Source organism: Ruegeria sp. CDSA141 (assembly GCF_059612005.1).
In genome coordinates this window covers 40280-59419 of record NZ_JBXWPT010000008.1, presented here as the reverse complement: position 1 = coordinate 59419, position 19140 = coordinate 40280, and the positions used below count along the sequence as shown (strand labels likewise).

Annotated in this window: 22 protein-coding genes; 2 read left to right on the top strand and 20 right to left on the bottom strand. The window is 58.4% G+C overall.

The features are described 5' to 3' along the window. Positions 1–37 precede the first annotated feature (37 nt). Complete coding sequence (gene pdeM, locus AC2FLP_RS12835; protein ID WP_496684065.1) at positions 38–700, top strand: ligase-associated DNA damage response endonuclease PdeM; 663 nt, start codon at positions 38–40, stop codon at positions 698–700. A gap of 2 nt (positions 701–702) precedes the next feature. Here pdeM and AC2FLP_RS12830 read toward each other — a convergent pair whose 3' ends face one another. From AC2FLP_RS12830 to ruvC, 18 genes are all read right to left on the bottom strand, one after another. Next, positions 703–1449: a LytTR family DNA-binding domain-containing protein gene (locus AC2FLP_RS12830; protein WP_496684067.1), complete on the bottom strand. Its 747-nt coding sequence runs from the start codon at positions 1447–1449 to the stop codon at positions 703–705. A gap of 206 nt (positions 1450–1655) precedes the next feature. Further along, positions 1656–2546, bottom strand: a complete 891-nt coding sequence (gene folD / locus AC2FLP_RS12825) for a bifunctional methylenetetrahydrofolate dehydrogenase/methenyltetrahydrofolate cyclohydrolase FolD (RefSeq protein WP_117869726.1) — start codon at positions 2544–2546, stop codon at positions 1656–1658. A gap of 53 nt (positions 2547–2599) precedes the next feature. Next, entirely contained in the window at positions 2600–2905 is a 306-nt protein-coding gene (locus AC2FLP_RS12820) for a chorismate mutase (protein ID WP_117869727.1), read from the bottom strand. A 60-nt stretch (positions 2906–2965) separates the two neighbouring features. After that, complete coding sequence (locus AC2FLP_RS12815) at positions 2966–4642, bottom strand: formate--tetrahydrofolate ligase (RefSeq protein WP_117869728.1); 1677 nt, start codon at positions 4640–4642, stop codon at positions 2966–2968. A gap of 144 nt (positions 4643–4786) precedes the next feature. Beyond that, positions 4787–5383: an MOSC domain-containing protein gene (locus tag AC2FLP_RS12810; protein ID WP_117869729.1), complete on the bottom strand. Its 597-nt coding sequence runs from the start codon at positions 5381–5383 to the stop codon at positions 4787–4789. 101 nt (positions 5384–5484) lie between these two features. Beyond that, on the bottom strand, positions 5485–7404 hold the full coding sequence (ftsH, locus tag AC2FLP_RS12805) for an ATP-dependent zinc metalloprotease FtsH (protein WP_117869730.1): 1920 nt from the start codon (positions 7402–7404) through the stop codon (positions 5485–5487). 75 nt (positions 7405–7479) lie between these two features. Beyond that, a complete protein-coding gene (tilS, locus tag AC2FLP_RS12800) occupies positions 7480–8739 on the bottom strand; it encodes a tRNA lysidine(34) synthetase TilS (protein ID WP_496684072.1) in 1260 nt (419 codons plus the stop codon). Further along, the gene (ybgF, locus tag AC2FLP_RS12795; protein WP_496684075.1) at positions 8730–9554 is read right to left on the bottom strand and encodes a tol-pal system protein YbgF; all 825 of its coding nucleotides are present in this window, start codon (positions 9552–9554) and stop codon (positions 8730–8732) included. Before ybgF ends, tilS begins: the two co-directional genes overlap by 10 nt. Before the next feature lie 4 nt (positions 9555–9558). Next, a complete protein-coding gene (pal, locus tag AC2FLP_RS12790; RefSeq protein ID WP_117869733.1) occupies positions 9559–10065 on the bottom strand; it encodes a peptidoglycan-associated lipoprotein Pal in 507 nt (168 codons plus the stop codon). A gap of 72 nt (positions 10066–10137) precedes the next feature. After that, complete coding sequence (gene tolB / locus AC2FLP_RS12785; protein ID WP_496684077.1) at positions 10138–11457, bottom strand: Tol-Pal system beta propeller repeat protein TolB; 1320 nt, start codon at positions 11455–11457, stop codon at positions 10138–10140. Then, positions 11454–12557: a cell envelope integrity protein TolA gene (gene tolA / locus AC2FLP_RS12780; RefSeq protein ID WP_496684079.1), complete on the bottom strand. Its 1104-nt coding sequence runs from the start codon at positions 12555–12557 to the stop codon at positions 11454–11456. The genes tolB and tolA overlap by 4 nt, the downstream gene beginning before the upstream one ends. Before the next feature lie 9 nt (positions 12558–12566). Then, the gene (gene tolR, locus AC2FLP_RS12775) at positions 12567–13043 is read right to left on the bottom strand and encodes a protein TolR (protein WP_117869736.1); all 477 of its coding nucleotides are present in this window, start codon (positions 13041–13043) and stop codon (positions 12567–12569) included. Positions 13044–13045: 2 nt separating this feature from the next. Further along, entirely contained in the window at positions 13046–13741 is a 696-nt protein-coding gene (gene tolQ / locus AC2FLP_RS12770) for a protein TolQ (protein WP_117869737.1), read from the bottom strand. Positions 13742–13850: 109 nt separating this feature from the next. After that, positions 13851–14234 (bottom strand): tol-pal system-associated acyl-CoA thioesterase, encoded by a 384-nt coding sequence (gene ybgC, locus AC2FLP_RS12765; RefSeq protein ID WP_299898561.1) that lies wholly within the window; start codon positions 14232–14234, stop codon positions 13851–13853. Then, a complete protein-coding gene (locus AC2FLP_RS12760) occupies positions 14231–14854 on the bottom strand; it encodes a hypothetical protein (RefSeq protein WP_496684082.1) in 624 nt (207 codons plus the stop codon). The genes ybgC and AC2FLP_RS12760 overlap by 4 nt, the downstream gene beginning before the upstream one ends. Positions 14855–14918: 64 nt before the next feature. After that, the gene (ruvB, locus tag AC2FLP_RS12755; RefSeq protein WP_496673767.1) at positions 14919–15938 is read right to left on the bottom strand and encodes a Holliday junction branch migration DNA helicase RuvB; all 1020 of its coding nucleotides are present in this window, start codon (positions 15936–15938) and stop codon (positions 14919–14921) included. A gap of 4 nt (positions 15939–15942) precedes the next feature. Continuing rightward, positions 15943–16620: a Holliday junction branch migration protein RuvA gene (gene ruvA, locus AC2FLP_RS12750; RefSeq protein ID WP_299898555.1), complete on the bottom strand. Its 678-nt coding sequence runs from the start codon at positions 16618–16620 to the stop codon at positions 15943–15945. Beyond that, on the bottom strand, positions 16617–17114 hold the full coding sequence (gene ruvC, locus AC2FLP_RS12745) for a crossover junction endodeoxyribonuclease RuvC (RefSeq protein WP_117869741.1): 498 nt from the start codon (positions 17112–17114) through the stop codon (positions 16617–16619). Before ruvC ends, ruvA begins: the two co-directional genes overlap by 4 nt. Positions 17115–17447: 333 nt before the next feature. On the opposite strand from ruvC, the gene AC2FLP_RS12740 reads away from it, so the two are divergent. After that, positions 17448–17663 (top strand): DUF1127 domain-containing protein, encoded by a 216-nt coding sequence (locus AC2FLP_RS12740; RefSeq protein ID WP_117869742.1) that lies wholly within the window; start codon positions 17448–17450, stop codon positions 17661–17663. Between the two features lie 102 nt (positions 17664–17765). Here AC2FLP_RS12740 and AC2FLP_RS12735 read toward each other — a convergent pair whose 3' ends face one another. Next, entirely contained in the window at positions 17766–18110 is a 345-nt protein-coding gene (locus AC2FLP_RS12735) for a hypothetical protein (RefSeq protein WP_117869743.1), read from the bottom strand. 101 nt (positions 18111–18211) lie between these two features. After that, a complete protein-coding gene (locus AC2FLP_RS12730) occupies positions 18212–19090 on the bottom strand; it encodes a 50S ribosomal protein L11 methyltransferase (RefSeq protein WP_117869744.1) in 879 nt (292 codons plus the stop codon). Positions 19091–19140: the final 50 nt, after the last annotated feature.

The window sequence follows — 19140 nt, the reverse complement described above, 5'->3', positions numbered from 1 at the left end:
CCTTGCGCAACATCCGCAAACAGTTCAAGAACGTATCATGAACGTGTGCAAGTTTTCCTTTGCCGGTCAGCGGCTCGATGCGTTGCCATCTGGCGCATTATGGTGGCCGGAGCGGCGACTGCTCTGTGTCTCGGATTTGCATCTGGGGAAATCCGAACGCATGGCCCGTCGAGGCGGGGCGACGCTTCCGCCTTATGACAGTCGCGAAACGCTTGATCGGCTGGCGCGCGATCTGGAACACACCAACGCTGAAACCGTCATCTGCCTGGGTGACAGTTTCGACGATCTTGAAGCCGCCCGGGCTCTACCCGGCGCCGAAGGGTTGAGGATTGCAACGTTGCAGGCCGGGCGCCAGTGGATCTGGATCGAAGGAAATCACGATCCAGGCCCGATCGAGATGGGCGGCTCTCATTTGGTCGAATGGCAGTGTGGCCCGCTTATCTTTCGCCATATCGCTCAAAGTCGGCCACAAGGCGAGATTTCAGGCCATTTTCATCCAAAAGCTCGGATTCGGACGAAAGGCAGGCACATCTCACGACCCGCCTTCTTGCTGGACAGCAATCGGCTGATCCTGCCTGCCTACGGTACTTATACCGGGGGGTTGCGCAGTTCGGATCAGGCACTGGCAGATCTCATGGACGCGGATGCAATGGCCATTCTGACCGGTCCGCAACCGCGCATGATTCCAATGCCGCGGTAAATTCAGATCAACCCGTCTTCTTCCAACATGGGTTTGTACTTGCGGCTCACCGGAACCAGGTCGTCGTTCATCAGGCGCAAAAAGGTTTTACCGCCTGATTTTTCAACGCAAACGATGGACGCATCCACCACCCAATGTGAACGGTGCGAACAGTGTCCGGGAACCGGCTCCATCTCGGCAATTGCATCCGTAAAGCGCGAGCGGACTGTGAACGTGCCTTCCGAGGTCACAACATCCACATTGTGATCCCTGACCGTCAGACGATGGATTTGACCGTCGAAATTGGGTGGCAAGCGTCTGACAAGGCGCGGCTTCTCGATCTCAGGCGCAGAGTCCATCGAAGTATTTAGGTCACCGCGCTGCACAAGAACCAAACCAGTCGCGAACAGGACCCCATAGACTGCTACTGTCTGGGCACCTGGTGCCATGTGACCACCGCAGGTGAAAAGAACCCAAGCCAACATCCAAAGGGACGGTGTGAACAAGACCAGAATTAAAGCGGCAAATGCCACATCACGGGCAGGAACATTCAAAAATGCAGGGTTTTTCTGCATCAGCTTTCGCGCCACCCCGGTAACAGTCAAGGCAAGGACCATCACCCCGGTCCAGAAAAGAAGTCGCAATCCAAAGGTCAGATCAGCAACCAGAAACGGCGGAAACGCATAGGCAAGCAAAGGAAGAAAGACGAGACCCGCCATCACCCGCTGTGGGGTAAATGCTTTCCGAATAGTGTCAATCTTGGACGTCATACCGCTTTTGTGCACGATTTAATAAAAATCAACCTGAGCACGTCGAGCACTGATGCACCTTACCTGTAACTGGCTGGGAATACAGGGATATCACGAATTTTAAAGCTGTCAAACCCATTTGGAACAAAATGGCCGTGGCGTCCAGTGTTTGTCCAGCGCAACCAAGGGGTTTGTCGGGCCGAATGGATCGGCCCGACCAGATTGCTTTATGCCGTCAAACCTTCTGGTTCGGGCAGAGCATTGGCACGGCAGCACGCAGTCAACGTGTTGGCCAGCAGGCAGGCAATGGTCATCGGGCCTACGCCACCCGGAACCGGAGTGATCGCGCCAGCACGCTCGGACGCGCTGGCATAGTCCACGTCACCGACAAGCTTGTTCTTTCCGTCACGCTCGATGCGGTTGATGCCTACGTCGATCACGGTCGCGCCTTCCTTGATCCAGTCACCCGGCACCATTTCCGGACGGCCCACGGCGGCCACGACGATATCGGCACGGCGCACGACATCCGGCAGATCCTTGGTGCGCGAATGCGCGATCGTCACGGTGCAGCTATCGCCCAGCAGCAGTTGCGCCATCGGTTTGCCCACAATGTTCGAGCGGCCAATCACAACCGCGTCCATGCCGGAAAGCGAGCCGTGGTGGTCACGCAGCATCATCAGGCAGCCCAGCGGGGTGCAGGGCACCATCGACTTCTGACCGGTGCCCAGCAGGCCCACGTTCGAGATATGGAACCCGTCGACGTCTTTGGCCGGGTCGATAGAATTGATCACCAGATCTTCATTCAGGTGCTTAGGCAGCGGCAACTGGACCAGAATGCCATGCACGGCGGGGTCGTTGTTCAGCTTGTCGATCAGCGCCAGCAGATCTTCTTCCGACGTCGCTGCGTCCAGTTTGTGCTCGTAAGAATTCATACCGACTTCAACAGTCATTTTGCCCTTCGAGCGGACATAGACCTGGCTGGCAGGGTCTTCGCCCACAAGAACCACGGCCAGGCCGGGGGTGATGCCGTTTTCCTCTTTCAGCTTTGCGACCTGATCGGCCACTTGTGCGCGCACTTTTGCGGCAAAGGCCTTACCGTCGATAACCTGAGCTACCATGTTTTGATCCCTTCTTTCAAAAAACGGATCGGGCGCACAAAGCGCCCGGTCAGTCAGTCGGTGCCAATCACGCGCTCTTCGCGTGCAATCGACCAGTCAATCAATATGCGCCATAGCTTCTCGGCCAGATCCGGGTCCATCCCCAGCGCGTCCGAGTTTGCACGCACGCGTTGCACCACCTCTTCGACGCGTTCCGGGATACGGGCAGGAAGGCCCTCGCCCGGCTTCAGCTGCGACGCGCGGTCAATATAACTCGCGCGTGTCACCAACATTTCGATCAGTTGGCGATCCAGCTTGTCGATCTCGGCCCGCAGGTCCTGCATCGTGTTACAGTTCTGGGGCGGTGTCAGAGTGGGCATCGTCATCTCCTCATGGCCCGGGAATGAATCCCCGGACCACGAGATGTCTTATTCAGCAGCTTAGAACAAGCCCTCGATCTCACCTGCGTCATTGAGGCAGATGGTTTCAGCGGCCGGCTTGCGAGGCAGACCGGGCATGGTCATGATCTCGCCGCAGACAACCACGATGAAACCGGCGCCTGCGGACAGGCGAACTTCACGCACCGGAACCGAATGGCCGGTGGGCGCACCGCGCAGCGTCGGGTCGGTCGAGAAGGAATACTGCGTCTTGGCCATGCAGACCGGCAGGTTGCCATATCCCGCCTCTTCCCACTCGCGCAGCTGGTTGCGGATCTTGTTGTCGGCCAGAACCTCGTCAGCGCGATAGATACGCTTGGCAATGGTTTCGATTTTCTCGAACAGAGGCATTTCGTCGGGGTAGATCGGTGCAAAGTTCGCGGTGCTGCCTTCGACGATTTCGACAACTTTCTCTGCCAACGGGGCAGACCCTTCGGAACCCAGTTCCCAGTGACGCGACAGAACAGCCTCGACGCCGTGCTCGCCACAATAGTCCTTAACGGCCTGAACCTCGGCATCCGTATCGGTAACGAAGTGGTTAATTGCGACAACAACCGGCACACCGAACGACTTTACGTTTTCGATATGACGGCCCAGGTTGGCACAGCCCGACTGAACCGCATCGACGTTTTCCGCACCCAGATCAGCCTTGGCAACGCCGCCGTTCATCTTCATCGCGCGCACGGTCGCAACCAGAACAACTGCCGACGGGGCAATGCCCGCCTTGCGACATTTGATGTTCATGAACTTCTCAGCGCCCAAATCGGCACCAAAACCCGCTTCGGTCACGACGTAGTCGGCGACTTTCAGAGCGGTTTTGGTCGCGATGACCGAGTTACAGCCATGTGCGATGTTCGCGAACGGGCCACCGTGAACAAATGCCGGGTTGTTTTCCAGCGTCTGCACCAGGTTGGGCTGCATTGCGTCCTTCAGCAGAACGGTCATCGCGCCTTCGGCCTTGATGTCGCGGCAATAGACCGGGGTCTTGTCGCGACGGTAGGCAACAATGATGTCACCCAGGCGCTTCTCGAGATCCTTCAGGTCGTTGGCGAGGCAGAGGATCGCCATGACTTCCGACGCCACGGTGATGTCAAAGCCGGTTTCGCGCGGGAAACCGTTCGAAACTCCGCCCAAAGATGCAGTGATCTGACGCAGCGCCCGATCATTCATGTCGACCACGCGACGCCATGCAACGCGGCGGATATCAATCTCGCACTCGTTACCCCAGTAGATATGGTTGTCGATCATCGCCGACAGCAGCGAATGCGCCGACGTAATCGCATGGAAGTCACCGGTGAAGTGCAGGTTCATCTCTTCCATCGGAACAACCTGCGCGTAACCGCCACCAGCAGCGCCGCCCTTCATGCCGAAGTTCGGGCCCAACGAGGCTTCGCGGATACAGATCATCGCGTTTTTGCCGATACGGTTCAGACCGTCACCAAGTCCAACGGTGGTAGTGGTCTTGCCTTCACCTGCCGGGGTCGGGTTGATCGCAGTGACCAGGATCAGTTTGCCATCTTCGCGGTCCTGCACCGAGTTGATGAAGTCCTGGCTGACTTTTGCCTTATCATGGCCGTAAGGCAGCAGATCCGCAGAGTCGATGCCGATCTTGGCACCGATTTCCTGAATCGGCTTTTTGTTCGCTTCGCGGGCGATTTCGATATCGGATTTGTAGCTCATTGGCCGGGGTCCTTGATTGAATACCGTGCAAAGCCGACGCAGGGCGTCGGCGCTGTGCATTCCATACCCTTGTGTACAATTTCAATAGCCATGGATTCCGACATTCTGGCGTCGTGAAGCGTCGTAAGTTCGGTTCAGGGGTTTCTAATCGGAAACAAGCCCGTTTTCGTAAGCCCAGGCAGGTTGATCCGGAACAAACAGCTTTAGCCGATCCCCAAGTTGAATGCGTCCAGGTCGCTCTACCCATCCAGTGATGCCCCGACGTCCGGCCGCCGCAGGTTTGAAAGCCGGGCCATACCCAGGGTGATCCGCTTCAACCTCGCGTCCAGGCAGAACACATGGGGCGTTTTCCATGTCTACTGTTATCGTCATCCCACTTTTTGCCTGAAGACGTGAAGACGGCGGAATATGTGAGAGATCCGGGATCCCAAGCAGCACAATGGACGCCCCAAGGTAAGACGGATCAAGCTGGTCCAACCCCATGTCCTGCGCAATTTGCCGCAACTCCTCGGCAGAGAGAACCGAAAGCTGACGCACATTGCGAATTTCGGTGCCTTTCGGATAGAGATTTGAGACCCTGACACATGACGCGCGATTAAGCCCCTCGTGGCGCTCGTCCTTTACGCCGTCGAAGCCCAGATCAAGCGTATCAACGGCATCAGCTCGCAGGGATTTTCCCGTAGGAACATGGCCAAGCCAGATTACTTCAGCAGTATACTCGGTTTCCCGTAGAAACGGCATAGCCTTCCCTTTTCGTCCTTTTGCTTGCGCGCATAATGCCCGGCAAAACCCCGATGAAAAGAGAAAAGACCCGGAGCGTGCCCCGGGTCTGTTTCTTTTGACTATGCAGTGGGTTCAGGCTCCATCCCGCCATCATCGGGAGGAGACTTCTTGGCCTTTGTCTTAGGAATGGCCGTGACACTGGGCGCGCTGCCTTCATCAGGCTTGTCGCCTTCATCATCATCCTCGCTGGGTGACTCGCCATTCATTACGCGTTTGATCTCATCCCCAGTCAGGGTTTCATACTCAAGCAGGCCCTGCGCAAGACGCTCCCATTCTTCGTTCTTTTCGGTCAGAATCTGGTGCGCCCGCTCGTATCCTTGCTGGATCAGGCGTTTCACCTCTTCCTCGATCAGTTCTTTGGTATGGGCAGAGACCGAGAACCCGGCAGTATTGCCCTGATATCCCTCATGCGCTTCGGCATAGTCGATATTGCCAACCTTGTCAGACATACCCCAGCGCATCACCATGGCGCGCGCCAACTGGCTGGCCTGCATGATGTCCCCGGCCGGGCCGTTCGACACATGATCTTCACCATATTTGATCACTTCCGCGGCTTTCCCGGCCATGGTCATAGCCAGCTTTTGCTCACATTCATCACGGTGATAGTTCAGACGGTCCATTTCTGGCAGCGATACAACCATACCCAACGCGCCACCGCGCGGGATGATCGTCGCCTTATAGACCGGATCACACAGCGGCAGACTCAGGCCGACAACGGCGTGTCCGGCCTCGTGATAGGCGGTCTTTTCCTTCTGATCCTGGGTCAGCACCATCGAGCGGCGCTCGGCGCCCATCATCACCTTGTCCTTGGCGTTCTCAAAGTCCTCCATGGTTACAAAGCGACGGCCTACGCGGGCGGCCATCAACGCGGCCTCGTTCACGAGGTTTGCCAGATCAGCACCCGAGAAACCCGGTGTCCCGCGCGCAATGATGCGCAGATCGACATCGGGGCCCAGAGGTGTCTTGCGGGCATGTACGCCCAAAATCTTTTCGCGGCCTTTAATGTCAGGATTGCCAACGGTGACGTTGCGGTCGAACCGGCCCGGACGCAGCAAGGCCGGGTCCAGTACGTCCTTGCGGTTGGTGGCCGCCAGAATGATCACACCTTCGTTGGCTTCAAATCCGTCCATCTCGACCAGCAACTGGTTAAGGGTCTGTTCGCGTTCGTCGTTACCACCGCCGTAACCTGCACCACGATGGCGGCCAACGGCGTCAATCTCGTCGATGAACACAATGCAGGGCGCGTTCTTCTTGGCCTGTTCGAACATATCGCGGACACGGGATGCACCGACACCTACGAACATCTCGACAAAGTCGGACCCCGAAATGGTGAAGAACGGAACGCCCGCCTCACCCGCGATGGCACGGGCCAGCAATGTCTTACCCGTCCCCGGTGGTCCCACCAGCAGAGCACCTTTCGGGATCTTGCCGCCAAGCCGGCTGAATTTCTGCGGATTGCGCAGGAATTCTACGATCTCTTCCAGTTCTTCCTTGGCCTCGTCGATTCCTGCGACGTCATCAAAGGTCACGCGACCATGCTTCTCGGTCAGCATCTTAGCCTTGGATTTTCCAAAGCCCATCGCGCCGCCTTTGCCACCGCCTTGCATCCGGTTCATGAAATATACCCAGACACCGATCAGCAACAGGAACGGCAAGAGCGTGATCAGGAACGACTGGAAGCCAGACTGTTGTTGCTTGACCGCCTGAACCGGGATGTTCTCATCAATCAAAAGCTTGGTGACTTCGGCATCGCCGGGTTTGATCGTGACATAAGTCGCACCGCTTTCTGTGGTATAGCGAATCTGCTCGCCATCCAACGTCACGTTCTTGACTTCGCCGCCTTGCACGGCGCCGACAAAGTCGGAATAAGTTCTCTCATTGCTCTGAAGCGTTCCGCCCGGTCCACTGAACAGATTGAACAGTGCAAGGATGAGCAAGAACAGAACGACCCAAAACGCGATATTGCGAGCGTTGCCCAAGGAAATTCTCCCAAAAGTTCCGGCAGGTGAGGAGCTGCCAAGTTACCTCTTAAAATAGAGAGGATTGTGGTATGTTCAATGCGATAAAAAAGATGCGTAGAACTCGGGCCATTCTGGTGACATGTCCGCGCGCCATCCGTTCGCAAATCCCGCAAGCGGAGCAGCCAGCACCGTTCCCCCTTGCCAGACAGCAGGCGTCGCGCTCAAGGCAAGTCTGGGGCGGCCTGTTTCGCGCCAATCGGGCACCTGTCGCAGCCCACCTTCACCCAAAGCACGGATCTCGGCACCGGATATTTCGGGTCCGCTTAAGACCCATTTGCCATCCCATACTTCGTCGGATGCTGATATCTGAGCCTCCACGGCCCTAAATTCCCTGCAAATCCAAACACTATTGCCCTTGGGGACCAACAGACACCCACCGACCGATCCAGGCCGTCCGTCGGTCATGGCCTCCATCGCCTGCTCGACCGCAGCCTGGCGCGGGGGGTATCCCTGTCCTGCGATCCAGGCGAGGCTTCCAACCAACACGCGGCGTCGGATTTCTTTGGGCAATGCGGCAAACCCGGCCCTGTCCACCTTCACATCACCTTGCTCAACCTGGGCTACATTCCGTGCGGATTCCTGCGCAAACACACCCAGGGCTGCATGTGCCTGCGCCAGATTGTCGGCCACTCGAGACAGTGAAAGCGCGTCAATTCCCAATGGTTTGAGGCCACATAGGGCTTCTCGCGCTTTGATGCGGTCGAAACGTGTGTCCTGATTCGACGGATCTTCGACCCACGATGCGCCGATACCGGCCAGGTAGGCTCGCAGGTCCTTTCGGGTGATCCCCAGCATAGGTCGCAGTAATGTCAGCCCTTCCAGTTGCCGACTTGCGGACATGCCGGACAGACCCGTGACACCTGATGATCGACCCAGGCGCATCAACAACGTTTCCGCCTGATCATCTGCTGTATGCCCCAACGCCATGGCGTCTATTCCGCGCTCCCGCGTCCAGTCGGCGAGCAATTTGTAACGAGCCCGACGCGCATGATCCTGCAAGTTGCCAGCGCCGTCCCAACCCGCCCAATGCAAAGTATCATGAGCCATCCCCAATGCAGCGGCCTGGCGGGACACGGCCTCGGCCTCCTGCCTGGCCTCAGGGCGCAAACCATGATCGACCGTGGCAACAAAAACGGTGGTCGTTTCGGTTTGAGCGATCTCATGCAAGAGATGCATCAGCGCGACAGAATCCCCACCACCTGATACCGCTACCCCCAGTTTGCGCGGAAGCCTTTCGGGAAGCCGGGCGCGAAGCTCTGCAAGCAGGTTTTCGCTGTGTCGTCTCAAGAACACCCCAGCGCAGACATCTCTTGCGTGGCATTCGCGAACGCGGGTGCGGATGGAAAGCGCACGCCAACTTCATTGAGCGTGATGCAAGCCTGATCGGTCTGCCCCAGACGCCCCAGCGCCGCGCCCAACTCATAGAGGGCCTCGGGGGCTAAGGGACCTTCGGAATCTCCGGTAAAGCTAGCCAAGAACGCACGCGCGGCTTCGCGGGTGTCGCCAAGGCCTTCAAGCGCATGACCTCTTTTCAGATTAGCTTCAGGGGCAAGAGGGCTGCCGGGATAGCTTGTTTCAAACTGCGCAAACAAGGTGGCAGCGGTCTGATAGTCGCCTTCGGCCAGCGCTTGCGATGCCGCGTCGAAATCCGCCCGTTCACCTACAGCAAGTTCACCCTGATCTGATTCAGGTGGTGTGGCAGGCGCGATTGCAGCTGTACCAGCATCCGTGCCATCTCCACCCAGCGTGCTCGTCGGCTCACCCGATATCTCGCAATTTGCCTCCAACTCGCACAGACGAAATTCCAGATCCCCGATGCGATTGGTGCCATCGGAGACAATGCTCTGCACCCGCTGGTTAAGCTGTTCGGTCTGACGGGTCAGGCGCTGCAATTCGGCCTCTATTGCGTCGACGCGCTCAAGAATCGAACTGCCGGACAAGTTTGGCGCGGGGGATCCTGTGGTGGAAAACTCGCGCTTCAGACGCTGAATTTCCACGTACAGCACCGTCAGTTCCTGGCGTATGTCAGCCAAGGTCTGTTGATCTTGTGCCTGTGCAACACCGGTCGTCGCCATGACCGCCGCCAATACCCATCCCGCAATACGCATTGTCTTACCCCAGAGTTGACCCGGTCAGCACCGTTACCGCGCGGCGGTTCTTGGAATAACATTCCTCAACGCTGCAAATTTCGATCGGGCGCTCCTTGCCGTAGCTGACGGTTTTGAGACGGTTGCCCGCGACACCGCGCGAAATCAGATACTCACGCGCGGCATTTGCCCGACGCGCGCCCAGCGCAAGGTTGTACTCACGCGTGCCCTGCTCATCCGCGTGACCTTCGATCGTGGCAACAAAATCCGGATTGGCCAGCAGCCAGTCGGCTTGTCCTTGCAGTACGGTCTGCCCCTGCGGAGACAAGGTCGACTGGTCCACGGCGAACAGAACACGGTCGCCGACGGTTTGCTGGAAATACGCTGGCGAACGCGGGTCACTGGGCGAGCCCGGTACGATTGCGCCAGTGCCACCGGCACCACCGCCGCCCAAAGCAGAGGGGTCATTGTTCGTACAGGCCGCGATCACACTCAGCGCGCCCAACGCCAGGACTTTGCTCAATACATTCATTTCAAGTGCCTCGTGTTTTGATTATTGCCGCCTGTCTACCACAGGGACGATTCGTTGTGAACTTTGCTGCGATCAATTCTGTAGTGGGCCCCATGACGGATCACTGCCGCCATCCGGTGTACGCACAGGGCGCAGGTTGCGGCCCGAGATATCCACCGAATACAGCGAGGCCCGGCCACTGGCACCCTGCGTTTCACGGGTGAACATGATGACACGTCCATTGGGCGACCACGTCGGGCCTTCATCCAGGAACGAGGCCGTCAGCAACCGCTCTTCGGACCCGTCCGTGCGCATAACGCCAATGTGGAAACGGCCCTGGTTTTGCTTTGTAAAGGCAATCAGATCGCCACGCGGGGACCATACCGGCGTGCCATAACGACCTGCGCCAAAACTGATCCGCGTGGCCTCGCCTCCGTTCGCAGGCATCACGTAAAGCTGCGGCGTACCAGAACGGTCGCTTTCAAACACGATCCGGCTGCCGTCGGGCGAATAGCTGGGTGCGGTTTCAATCGCCGGCGTGTTGGTCAGACGGGTGCTTTTCCCCGAGGCCAGATCCATTTTCCACAGATCCGTATTTCCGCCCTGAATCAATGAATACACGATCGACCGGCCATCCGGCGAAAAGCGGGGCGAGAAGCTCATGGTTCCGTCCTGCGTCTTCAGTTCCTGCCGTTTGACGCGGCCCACATCCAGAACATAGATGCGCGGGCTGCCGCTTTCATAGCTGGTGTAAAGCAACCGATCGCCGGTAGGCGAAAAGCGCGGCGCCAGCACGATCGCCGCACTGTCGGTCATGTACTGCACATTCGTCCCATCATAATCCATGATCGCCAGACGTTTCAGGCGCTGGTTCTTCGGCCCGCTTTCCGAAACAAAGGCCACACGGCTGTCAAAGTAACCGCCCTCGCCCGTAATCCGGCTGTACACCTGATCGGCCACCTTATGGGCCATGCGTCGCCAGCCTTCGGTGGTACCCGCCAGTTGAAGGCCGTTCCCCAGTTCCTGACCCGAAAACACATCCCAGACCCGAAACCGAACCGTGAGGTTCTTGCCCGAAACATTGACCGCCCCCGTGATCAGCGCATCGGCATTGATCGCTTTCCAATCGGCAAACTGAACCGGTGCTTCGAAGCTGCTGACCCTGCTGATGAACGCATCCGAGGAGATTTCGCGAAACAAACCGGTTCCCGTCAGATCAGCCGCCACCACGCGCGAGATGTCCTGTGCAAATTGCGCCGCTGACGGGCCATCGGGGACAAAGTTCGGTACCGCAAAGGGCAATGGTTCGATAATGCCCTGGTCCAACTCCAGTCGCAGGGGACCGTTCTGTGCAAGAACCGGCGCAGACATCAGCGTCAGGCCGACAAAGAGGCTGGTCAGAAGTTTCATCATTTGATCCGCATCCTCTCGGGATTGAATGTAATCTCAACATCCTGCCAATGAGCGTATTTGTCAGCAGGCAAGTCATATCCTCTGGCCCCGCAGCGTAAAATCGCGCGCCGGGCGGCCTGATAGGCCTGATTGGCCGCACCCGCAGACCCACCAGAACTGTCCAGCATCCGAATGCTGCCATCCACAACTGTACCATCACGGTTCAGCGAAAATGCTACAACGACCACAGTGCTCAGCGCATCCGTAGACAAAGAGCCCACGTTCCAGCATTTGGACACGGCCAATCGCATCGCGTCCTTCTCGCCGCTGGTCAGCGGTGGGCCGGAAGGCTCGGTTCCGCTGCCCAAGGCTTCGGCCAGAGCGTCATTGATTGCGACCTCATCGGCCTGTGCGTCAGGTTCAGGTACCGCTTCCGGTTTCTGCGCCACAACAGGTTCGGGCGGGGGGCTTGGGCGGTTCGGACGCACCCGCGGTCGCGGTGACGTAAGCGGAGATTGCTCTTTGGTTTCCTCTGCCTCGGTCACGATCTCCGGGGCCGCTTCTTCCGGCGCAGTCTGATCCTGTTGTTCCTGCTGAACCTCGGCGCCTTCGTCCAGAGACACCGGCGGCGTTTCGAAATCATCCGGTTTTGCCTCGGGCGGTGGTGGCGCTATGGCCTCGGGGGCGACACGATCCGACGGGCGCGGCTGCGCCTCGGGCCCCGGGGGCACAGGCTGTGCGACAGGTTCGACCTCGGGCTCTGTCAATGTTGGCGGTTCGTCCGGCACGTCCGGCTCCGGCGGCGCTTCGACGATTACAGGAGCAGGCTCGGGTTCGGGTTCGGCAGGCACGACGGGTTCAGGGCGCGGCTGTTCCTCGACCACAGGTTCTGGCGGCTTGGTCTCAGCCTGTGGTTCGGGCGGCTGTTGCAATGCCGTCGGCACCTCTGGGATCGCAGGCGCATCCCGCTGGGCCGTCATGGCCGCGAATTGTTCAGCGGTAATCACTGACACATCCTGTACGGCCATCGGCAACGGCTCGGATCGGAAGGTGCCGCCGAACAGCGCCGCTCCGATCAGGCTGACATGCGCAATCGCCGAAATCTTGGTGCCGGTATCCACCGTGCGGCCTCACTCTCCACCTTCATCCAGCGTCGGCCCGCCCGTATCGGTCACAAGCCCAACGTTGGAAAACCCGCCCGCGTTCAGCGCACCCATGACCTGCATGACCTGAGCGTAAGGAATTGCGCCATCGGCGCGCAGGAAAACCCGGTCACTGCTCCGCTCTGCGGCGATGGCCCGCAGCTTGCCAATCAACTCTTCGCGCAACACGTCAGTTGTCTGAATTTGCACACGCCCATCTGCCGTCAGAGTCACGGTCAACGGTTCTTCATTGTCACTGGGCAAAGCACTGGCAGCGGTCTTGGGCAGATCCACCGGAACACCGACGGTCAGCAATGGCGCGGCCACCATGAAGATGATCAGCAAAACCAGCATGACGTCCACAAACGGGGTCACGTTGATCTCCGCCATGGGTTGCGCGCGACCGCGACGCCGGCCGCGTCTGCGCCCGTTTCCACCCGAAGATTGCTGAACCGCCGCACCCATTGTCAGCTGTCCAACTGGCGCGACAGGATGGTGGCGAATTCATCGGCAAAGGCTTCGTACCCGCCCACGATGCGGTCACAGTCTGCACTGAGCTTGTTGTAAAAAATCACCGCCGGGATCGCCGCCAGAAGGCCCAGCCCCGTCGCCATGAGCGCCTCGGCAATACCTGGGGCCACGACCGCCAGGTTGGTATTCTGCTGCTCTGCGATTTCGATAAAGGCATTCATAATGCCCCAGACGGTACCAAACAGGCCGATGAACGGCGCAGTCGATCCAACCGTGGCCAAGATGGGCAGACCTTTCTGCAAGGTCTCTGCCTCTTTAGCAATGGCCACATCCATGGAACGGTCTATCCGCGCGGTCGCTCCGGCAATCAATCCGCCATCATTTCGGTGCGACCTTCGCCATTCGATCATGCCCGCTGCAAAAATCTTCTCTGAACTGCCATCCGGCTGGGTTCCGATCTGTTCGAACAACTCGTCCAAAGGGTTTCCGGACCAGAAGCTCTCGTCAAAAGTCTGCGCCTCGCGACGAGCCGCTCGGTAATTGATCAGCTTCTGGATAATAATACCCCAAGACCAGATGGATGCGCCGATCAGCATCAACATCACCAATTTGACGATAAAGGTCGCGCGGGCATACAGCCCCCACATGGAGAAATCGATCTCCTGCGCCAGCGCCAGCGTTTCAGCTTCCATGAACCTGCTCTTTGTTTTGCCTGACGGCCGTTTGTTTGGCCTTGTTTTGCCAAACGCTAACGCAGTTGGGGCTGAAATGCCAACAGAACCACCCCTGAGACGCAAATTGTTACATCAATGCGCGAATCTCTGCCGGAAGTCGGATCGGCCTGCCGTCCTTGTTGATGCATACAGCTGTGACCGAGGCGCGAAAAATCTCGGTCTCGCCGCGCCGGACCAGCTGCGCCATGGTCAGCCGCACACCCGAGATTTCCGTGACTTCGGTTTCGACGATCAGTTCGTCATCGAACCTGGCAGGCGAAAGGTAATCGGCCTCAACCCGCCGCACGACCCAAACAATGCCCTCTTCCCGCATCGCGTTCTGGTCATTGCCCAGATTGCGCACCCAATCCGAACGCGCACGTTCAATATACCGCAGATAGTTCGCGTGATAGACAACGCCGCCCATGTCGGTGTCTTCATAATATACGCGAACCGGGTAGATGTGTTTCATTGCGGTGGCTCCAACCGGGCAAACAACCTGAGCGCATGAGACGCATCCTGCGCCGCCCCTGGCAGAACCGGATCATAAGCTGACCGGATTAGCGCAGCAATGTCGGGACGCAGGATCGTCGTTTCACCTGCCACAGCCAGCGGAGATTGCGTTCGAAACGCAGTATCGGACCAAAGCAGGATGGTTTGCACCACCTGGCTCAGCGCCAGCGCTTCCGCCGGCACCTTGGACAACTGCTTGTCCATGCGAAGAAAAACAAAAGCCGCACGGATCGCGCCGTCCTCTTCAAACCGGAAAATGCGGTACTGGTTTGCATCCGCTTCAACCAAGCGCTCGACCAACGGTGCCAGATCGGGAATCAGACGATCAAGATCCGGCACCTCCAGCAGCTCTTGCCAATCCCGGAAGAAGAAGATCATGCAGTTGGCACCAAGCTCGGGGTCGGTTTCGGCCATTTTGTGACCGGCCAGAGTGACAACAGCCTCGAATGCGCCCTTCACAGTGGATAGCGTCTCGTCTTCTACACCAAACACAATCGGCACGATGGGCCGCCCCCAACGCGCAAACAGAAACTCACCGCTTTCGCGCGTAAACAGTGCCTCAATCTCTTCCGGTGTCACGCCCAGCCCTTCATCTTTTCGAAAAACCTCACACGGAAAGGCATAAAATCTCTGGGCGCTGGCATCAACCAAACAGATCGCTCTGCCGCTTGGGCGCAGCCATTCCCAGATGCGTCCAGGCCTTTTGCGCCAACATACGCCCACGCGGTGTTCGCTGGATCAGGCCCTGTTGCAGCAGATAGGGTTCAATCACTTCTTCCAGCGAGTCCCGGCTTTCCGAGAGCGCCGCCGACAGCGTCTCGATCCCAACCGGCCCGCCGGCGTAGTTTTCAGCGATCAGTTTCAGATAGCGCCGGTCTGCGCCATCCAGGCCAAGATTGTCGACGCCCAAACGCGTCAAGGCACCGTCGGCCAATTCGCGCGTGATCCGCCCATCTCCTTCGACTATGGCGAAATCCACCACCCGGCGCAGCAGGCGCCCGGCAATACGTGGTGTCCCGCGCGACCTGCGCGCAATCTCGCGCGCGCCATCATTATCGGCTGGCGCGCCCAGCTTACGCGCGTTGCGGGTGACGATCTCGTGCAACTCGTCAATCGTATAGAACTGAAGTCGCGTCGGAATGCCAAACCGGTCGCGCAAGGGCGTTGTCAGCAGACCCATCCGAGTGGTCGCCCCCACAAGCGTAAAAGGTTGCAGTTCGATCCGAACGGTGCGGGCGGCCGGGCCTTCACCGATCACCAGATCCAACTCGAAGTCCTCCATTGCCGGATAAAGCACTTCTTCCACCGCCGGGTTCAGTCTGTGAATCTCGTCGATAAACAGCACATCGCGCGTCTCCAGATTGGTCAGGATCGCCGCCAGATCACCCGCCTTGGCCAGAACCGGGCCCGAGGTCATGCGGAAGTTCACCCCTAGCTCGCGTGCCATGATCTGCGCGAGGGTCGTTTTACCCAACCCCGGAGGTCCATGAAACAACGTGTGATCCATCGCCTCGCCCCTTTGGCGCGCAGATTGGATGAAGATGCGGAGGTTGGCGCGCGCCTCAGCCTGACCGATGAATTCGTCCAGCCCCTGCGGGCGCAGCGCGCGGTCGTTGTCCTCGGGCAGGGGCTCCGGGCGCACAGTGGGATCAGCGTCTACCATTCATCTAGCCTTTCGGAGCCAACAAGCGGAGCGCAGCACGGATCAGATCCGCCTCTCCCGCCTCAGGCTGACTGGCCGCCGCCTCGGCCACGGCCGCTGCTGCGTCGGACGGCCCATATCCAAGATTGGCGAGCGCCGACAACGCCCCGGCGGACGCGGCAGACGCGCCAGAAGGCGGCTTCACCGAACGTTTTGGCGCGGACGCGGGTTCACCCGGCTCGACGACTTCAAGCTCTGGCCCATCCATCGCCTCGGTAACCGTGCCGCCCATGGCCATGACACCCGGAGCCTTGTCCTTGAGATCCAAAACAATCCGCTGGGCCGTTTTGGGTCCGACACCTTTGGCCGCCTTGACCGCGCTCCAATCGCCCAATGCGATTGCGCGGCTGACACCGTCCGGCCCCAGTGCGCTGAGGATCGCCAGAGATACCTTCGCTCCGACTCCCTGAACCGAGCACAAAAGGCGGTGCCATTCTTTCTCGATCAATGAGAGGAAACCGTAAAGCTGCATCAGGTCTTCGCGCACGACCATGTCTGTATAGATCGAGACCGCCTCACCCACACCCGGCAACGCAGCCATGGTCCGGTCAGAACAATAGACGAGGTAGCCAACGCCACGCACATCGATCAGCACGTGATCCGCCGCGCGGTAGTCCAAGCGACCTGTCAGTTTACCAATCATGCCCGCACCTCTTTCACACGCGCCTGTTGCGTCTTTCCGTAATAGGCATGGCAGATCGCAATCGCCAGCGCATCTGCCGCATCGGCCCCTTTCGGCAAACAGCCCGGCAATTGCAGTTTGACCATGTGCAGCACCTGCTCTTTCTCGGCATGACCCACACCAACCACGGTCTTTTTGACGCGGTTGGGTGCGTACTCTCCCACCGGCAATCCAGCCTGAGCCAGTGTCAGCAACGCCACCCCCCGCGCCTGACCCAGTTTGAGTGTGCCGGCGCCATCCTTGTTCACAAAAGTCTGTTCGATGGCGGCCTGATCCGGTTGGTAATCGGCGATGACTTCGACAATCTGGTTGTGAAGAGATAACAGCCGCTCACCCAGATCATCTCCATCCGACTTGCACAAACCATTGGCCACATGGCTCAGGCGGCTGCCATTTGATTCGATGACGCCCCATCCCAGGGTCCTAAGCCCCGGATCAATGCCCAGAATTCGCATGTTTTGCCTCGGCCTGCTCGGGTTCTGTGATCTTTTTTCAACGCCTAGCACGAAGCGTGAACATTTTCCAAGCGAATTGACCCATGGGCTGAAAACGACAGACCTGTTCCACAGGCGACTTAACGCGCGATTTGCGACATGAGGATGTCTGAATTCGACACTGTTATGAACGCATTTTAACCAAATATTTAAGGGGATTACAGCTTCGTGAAGCGTTGCAAAAAACGCATAGGACACATGCAAAAACGGAACTTGTGCAGGCGATATGGCGGCACTAGATGCCGGGCAGATCGCAAGACTGCAAAGTGAACACCAACCAGAAGGAAACAGGATATGGCTGCACTGGACACAACCCGCTTCGCCTCCACTGGCTCATTCGGCCTTGCTGGCCGTATCGGCGCATTTTTCGTATCGGCCGTGAACGCTGCCGTCGAATGGAATGACGCCCGCGTTACCCGCAACGCGCTGACTGGTCTGAGCGATCGCGAACTGGAAGATATCGGCCTGTGCCGTGGCGACATCGACGCCATCGCCCAAGGTCGCCGGTAATACCGACCACCACACTCATTCGCCCCTTCCTTTTCCCTAGAGGGCAAACAGAAACACCGCATGCCCCAGGCACGCGGTGTTTCTTCGTCCGAAGACTGATAATCAGTACAAAATCTTGTTGAGCTGAACCGCCAGCGCTTGCGACACCGGGTCGATCTGCATCACCCACGCACCGGCTTTCTCGACCGATGTGCCTTCGTTCAAACTATCGATCCGATATTGGTATCCGGTCGGGCCAAGGCTGGACAAAAGAAACGCTTTGAACGCCAGAACTCCCAGAAGTGTGAGCAACAGTACCCTGGCAGGCACTGCCGAGCTTACCCGCTGCGGCTTCATGACGACCAAGCCATCCCTGCGCATCGTCGCGCGATAGCCACGGCTCATCTTTTGATGCTTCTTGTTCAGGCGATTAACGCGCTGAGTGAACTCCAGTTGTTTACCCGTCATGGCAGCCTCCAAAAACCGCCCCCCTCGACTTCAGTCAGGAAACGGTAAAAAGAGATTACGACAAAATCGTGGCAAAATTCCACAAAACTCCTGCAAATAGCCTAGTTTGCGCCCTGTTTCGTTAAGATTAGCGTCGTCCATTCACCAATCTCACCCCTGTGAGTTAGATTGAGTTCATTTTGAGAATAAACAGATACGACGTCATCAGCCTGTTCATTAAGGATTCCCGACAGGATTGCATACCCGCCGGGACGCAGATTCGCCGCGATTTCCGGCGACAGGGCCACCAAGGGACCTTTGAGAATATTCGCAAAGATCAGATCGTAGGGCGCGTGCGCCTTGAGATCGGGATGATCGAACCCTGCGGCTTCAACGCATTGCACTGCACCTGCCATGCCGTTTGCTTTCAGATTGGCTTCGGCCACGTCCACGGCCACTTCATCGATGTCGCTGGCAATGATGTCGCCGTCAAACACCCGGGCTGCGGCCATGGCCAGAACGGCGGTGCCGCAACCGATATCCGCCACCTTTGTTGCTGCAAAGCCTTCGTCCAGCAGCCTGTCAAAAGCCTTAAGGCAGCCCAACGTCGTACCATGGTGGCCGGTGCCAAAGGCCATCGCGGCCTCGATCAGTAGCGGAATACGACCTTCGGGCAGCTTATCGGCATCATGGCTGCCATAGACAAAGAAACGGCCCGCCTCGACTGGCGCCAGTTCGCGTCGCACATGTGCAACCCAGTCGGTTTCCGGCAGTTCTGAAACAACAAACGGTTTGGCGCCGAACGCGGCGGCCAGAACCGCCAATGCAGTCTCGTCCGGGGCTTCGGTGAAGTATCCGCCGACCTCCCACAGGCCAGAGTCGTCTTCGACTTCGAACACACCAACGCCCGTTGGCTCCGGCTCCAGACGTTCCATCGCCTCGCCCAGACCTTCGGCGGCTTTCTTACCTGTCAGCGTGGTCAGTGCGGTGAATGTGGGCATTGGGGGCTCCTGTCTCGATTAACACCGCGCCTAGGACGCCGCGACGTGAA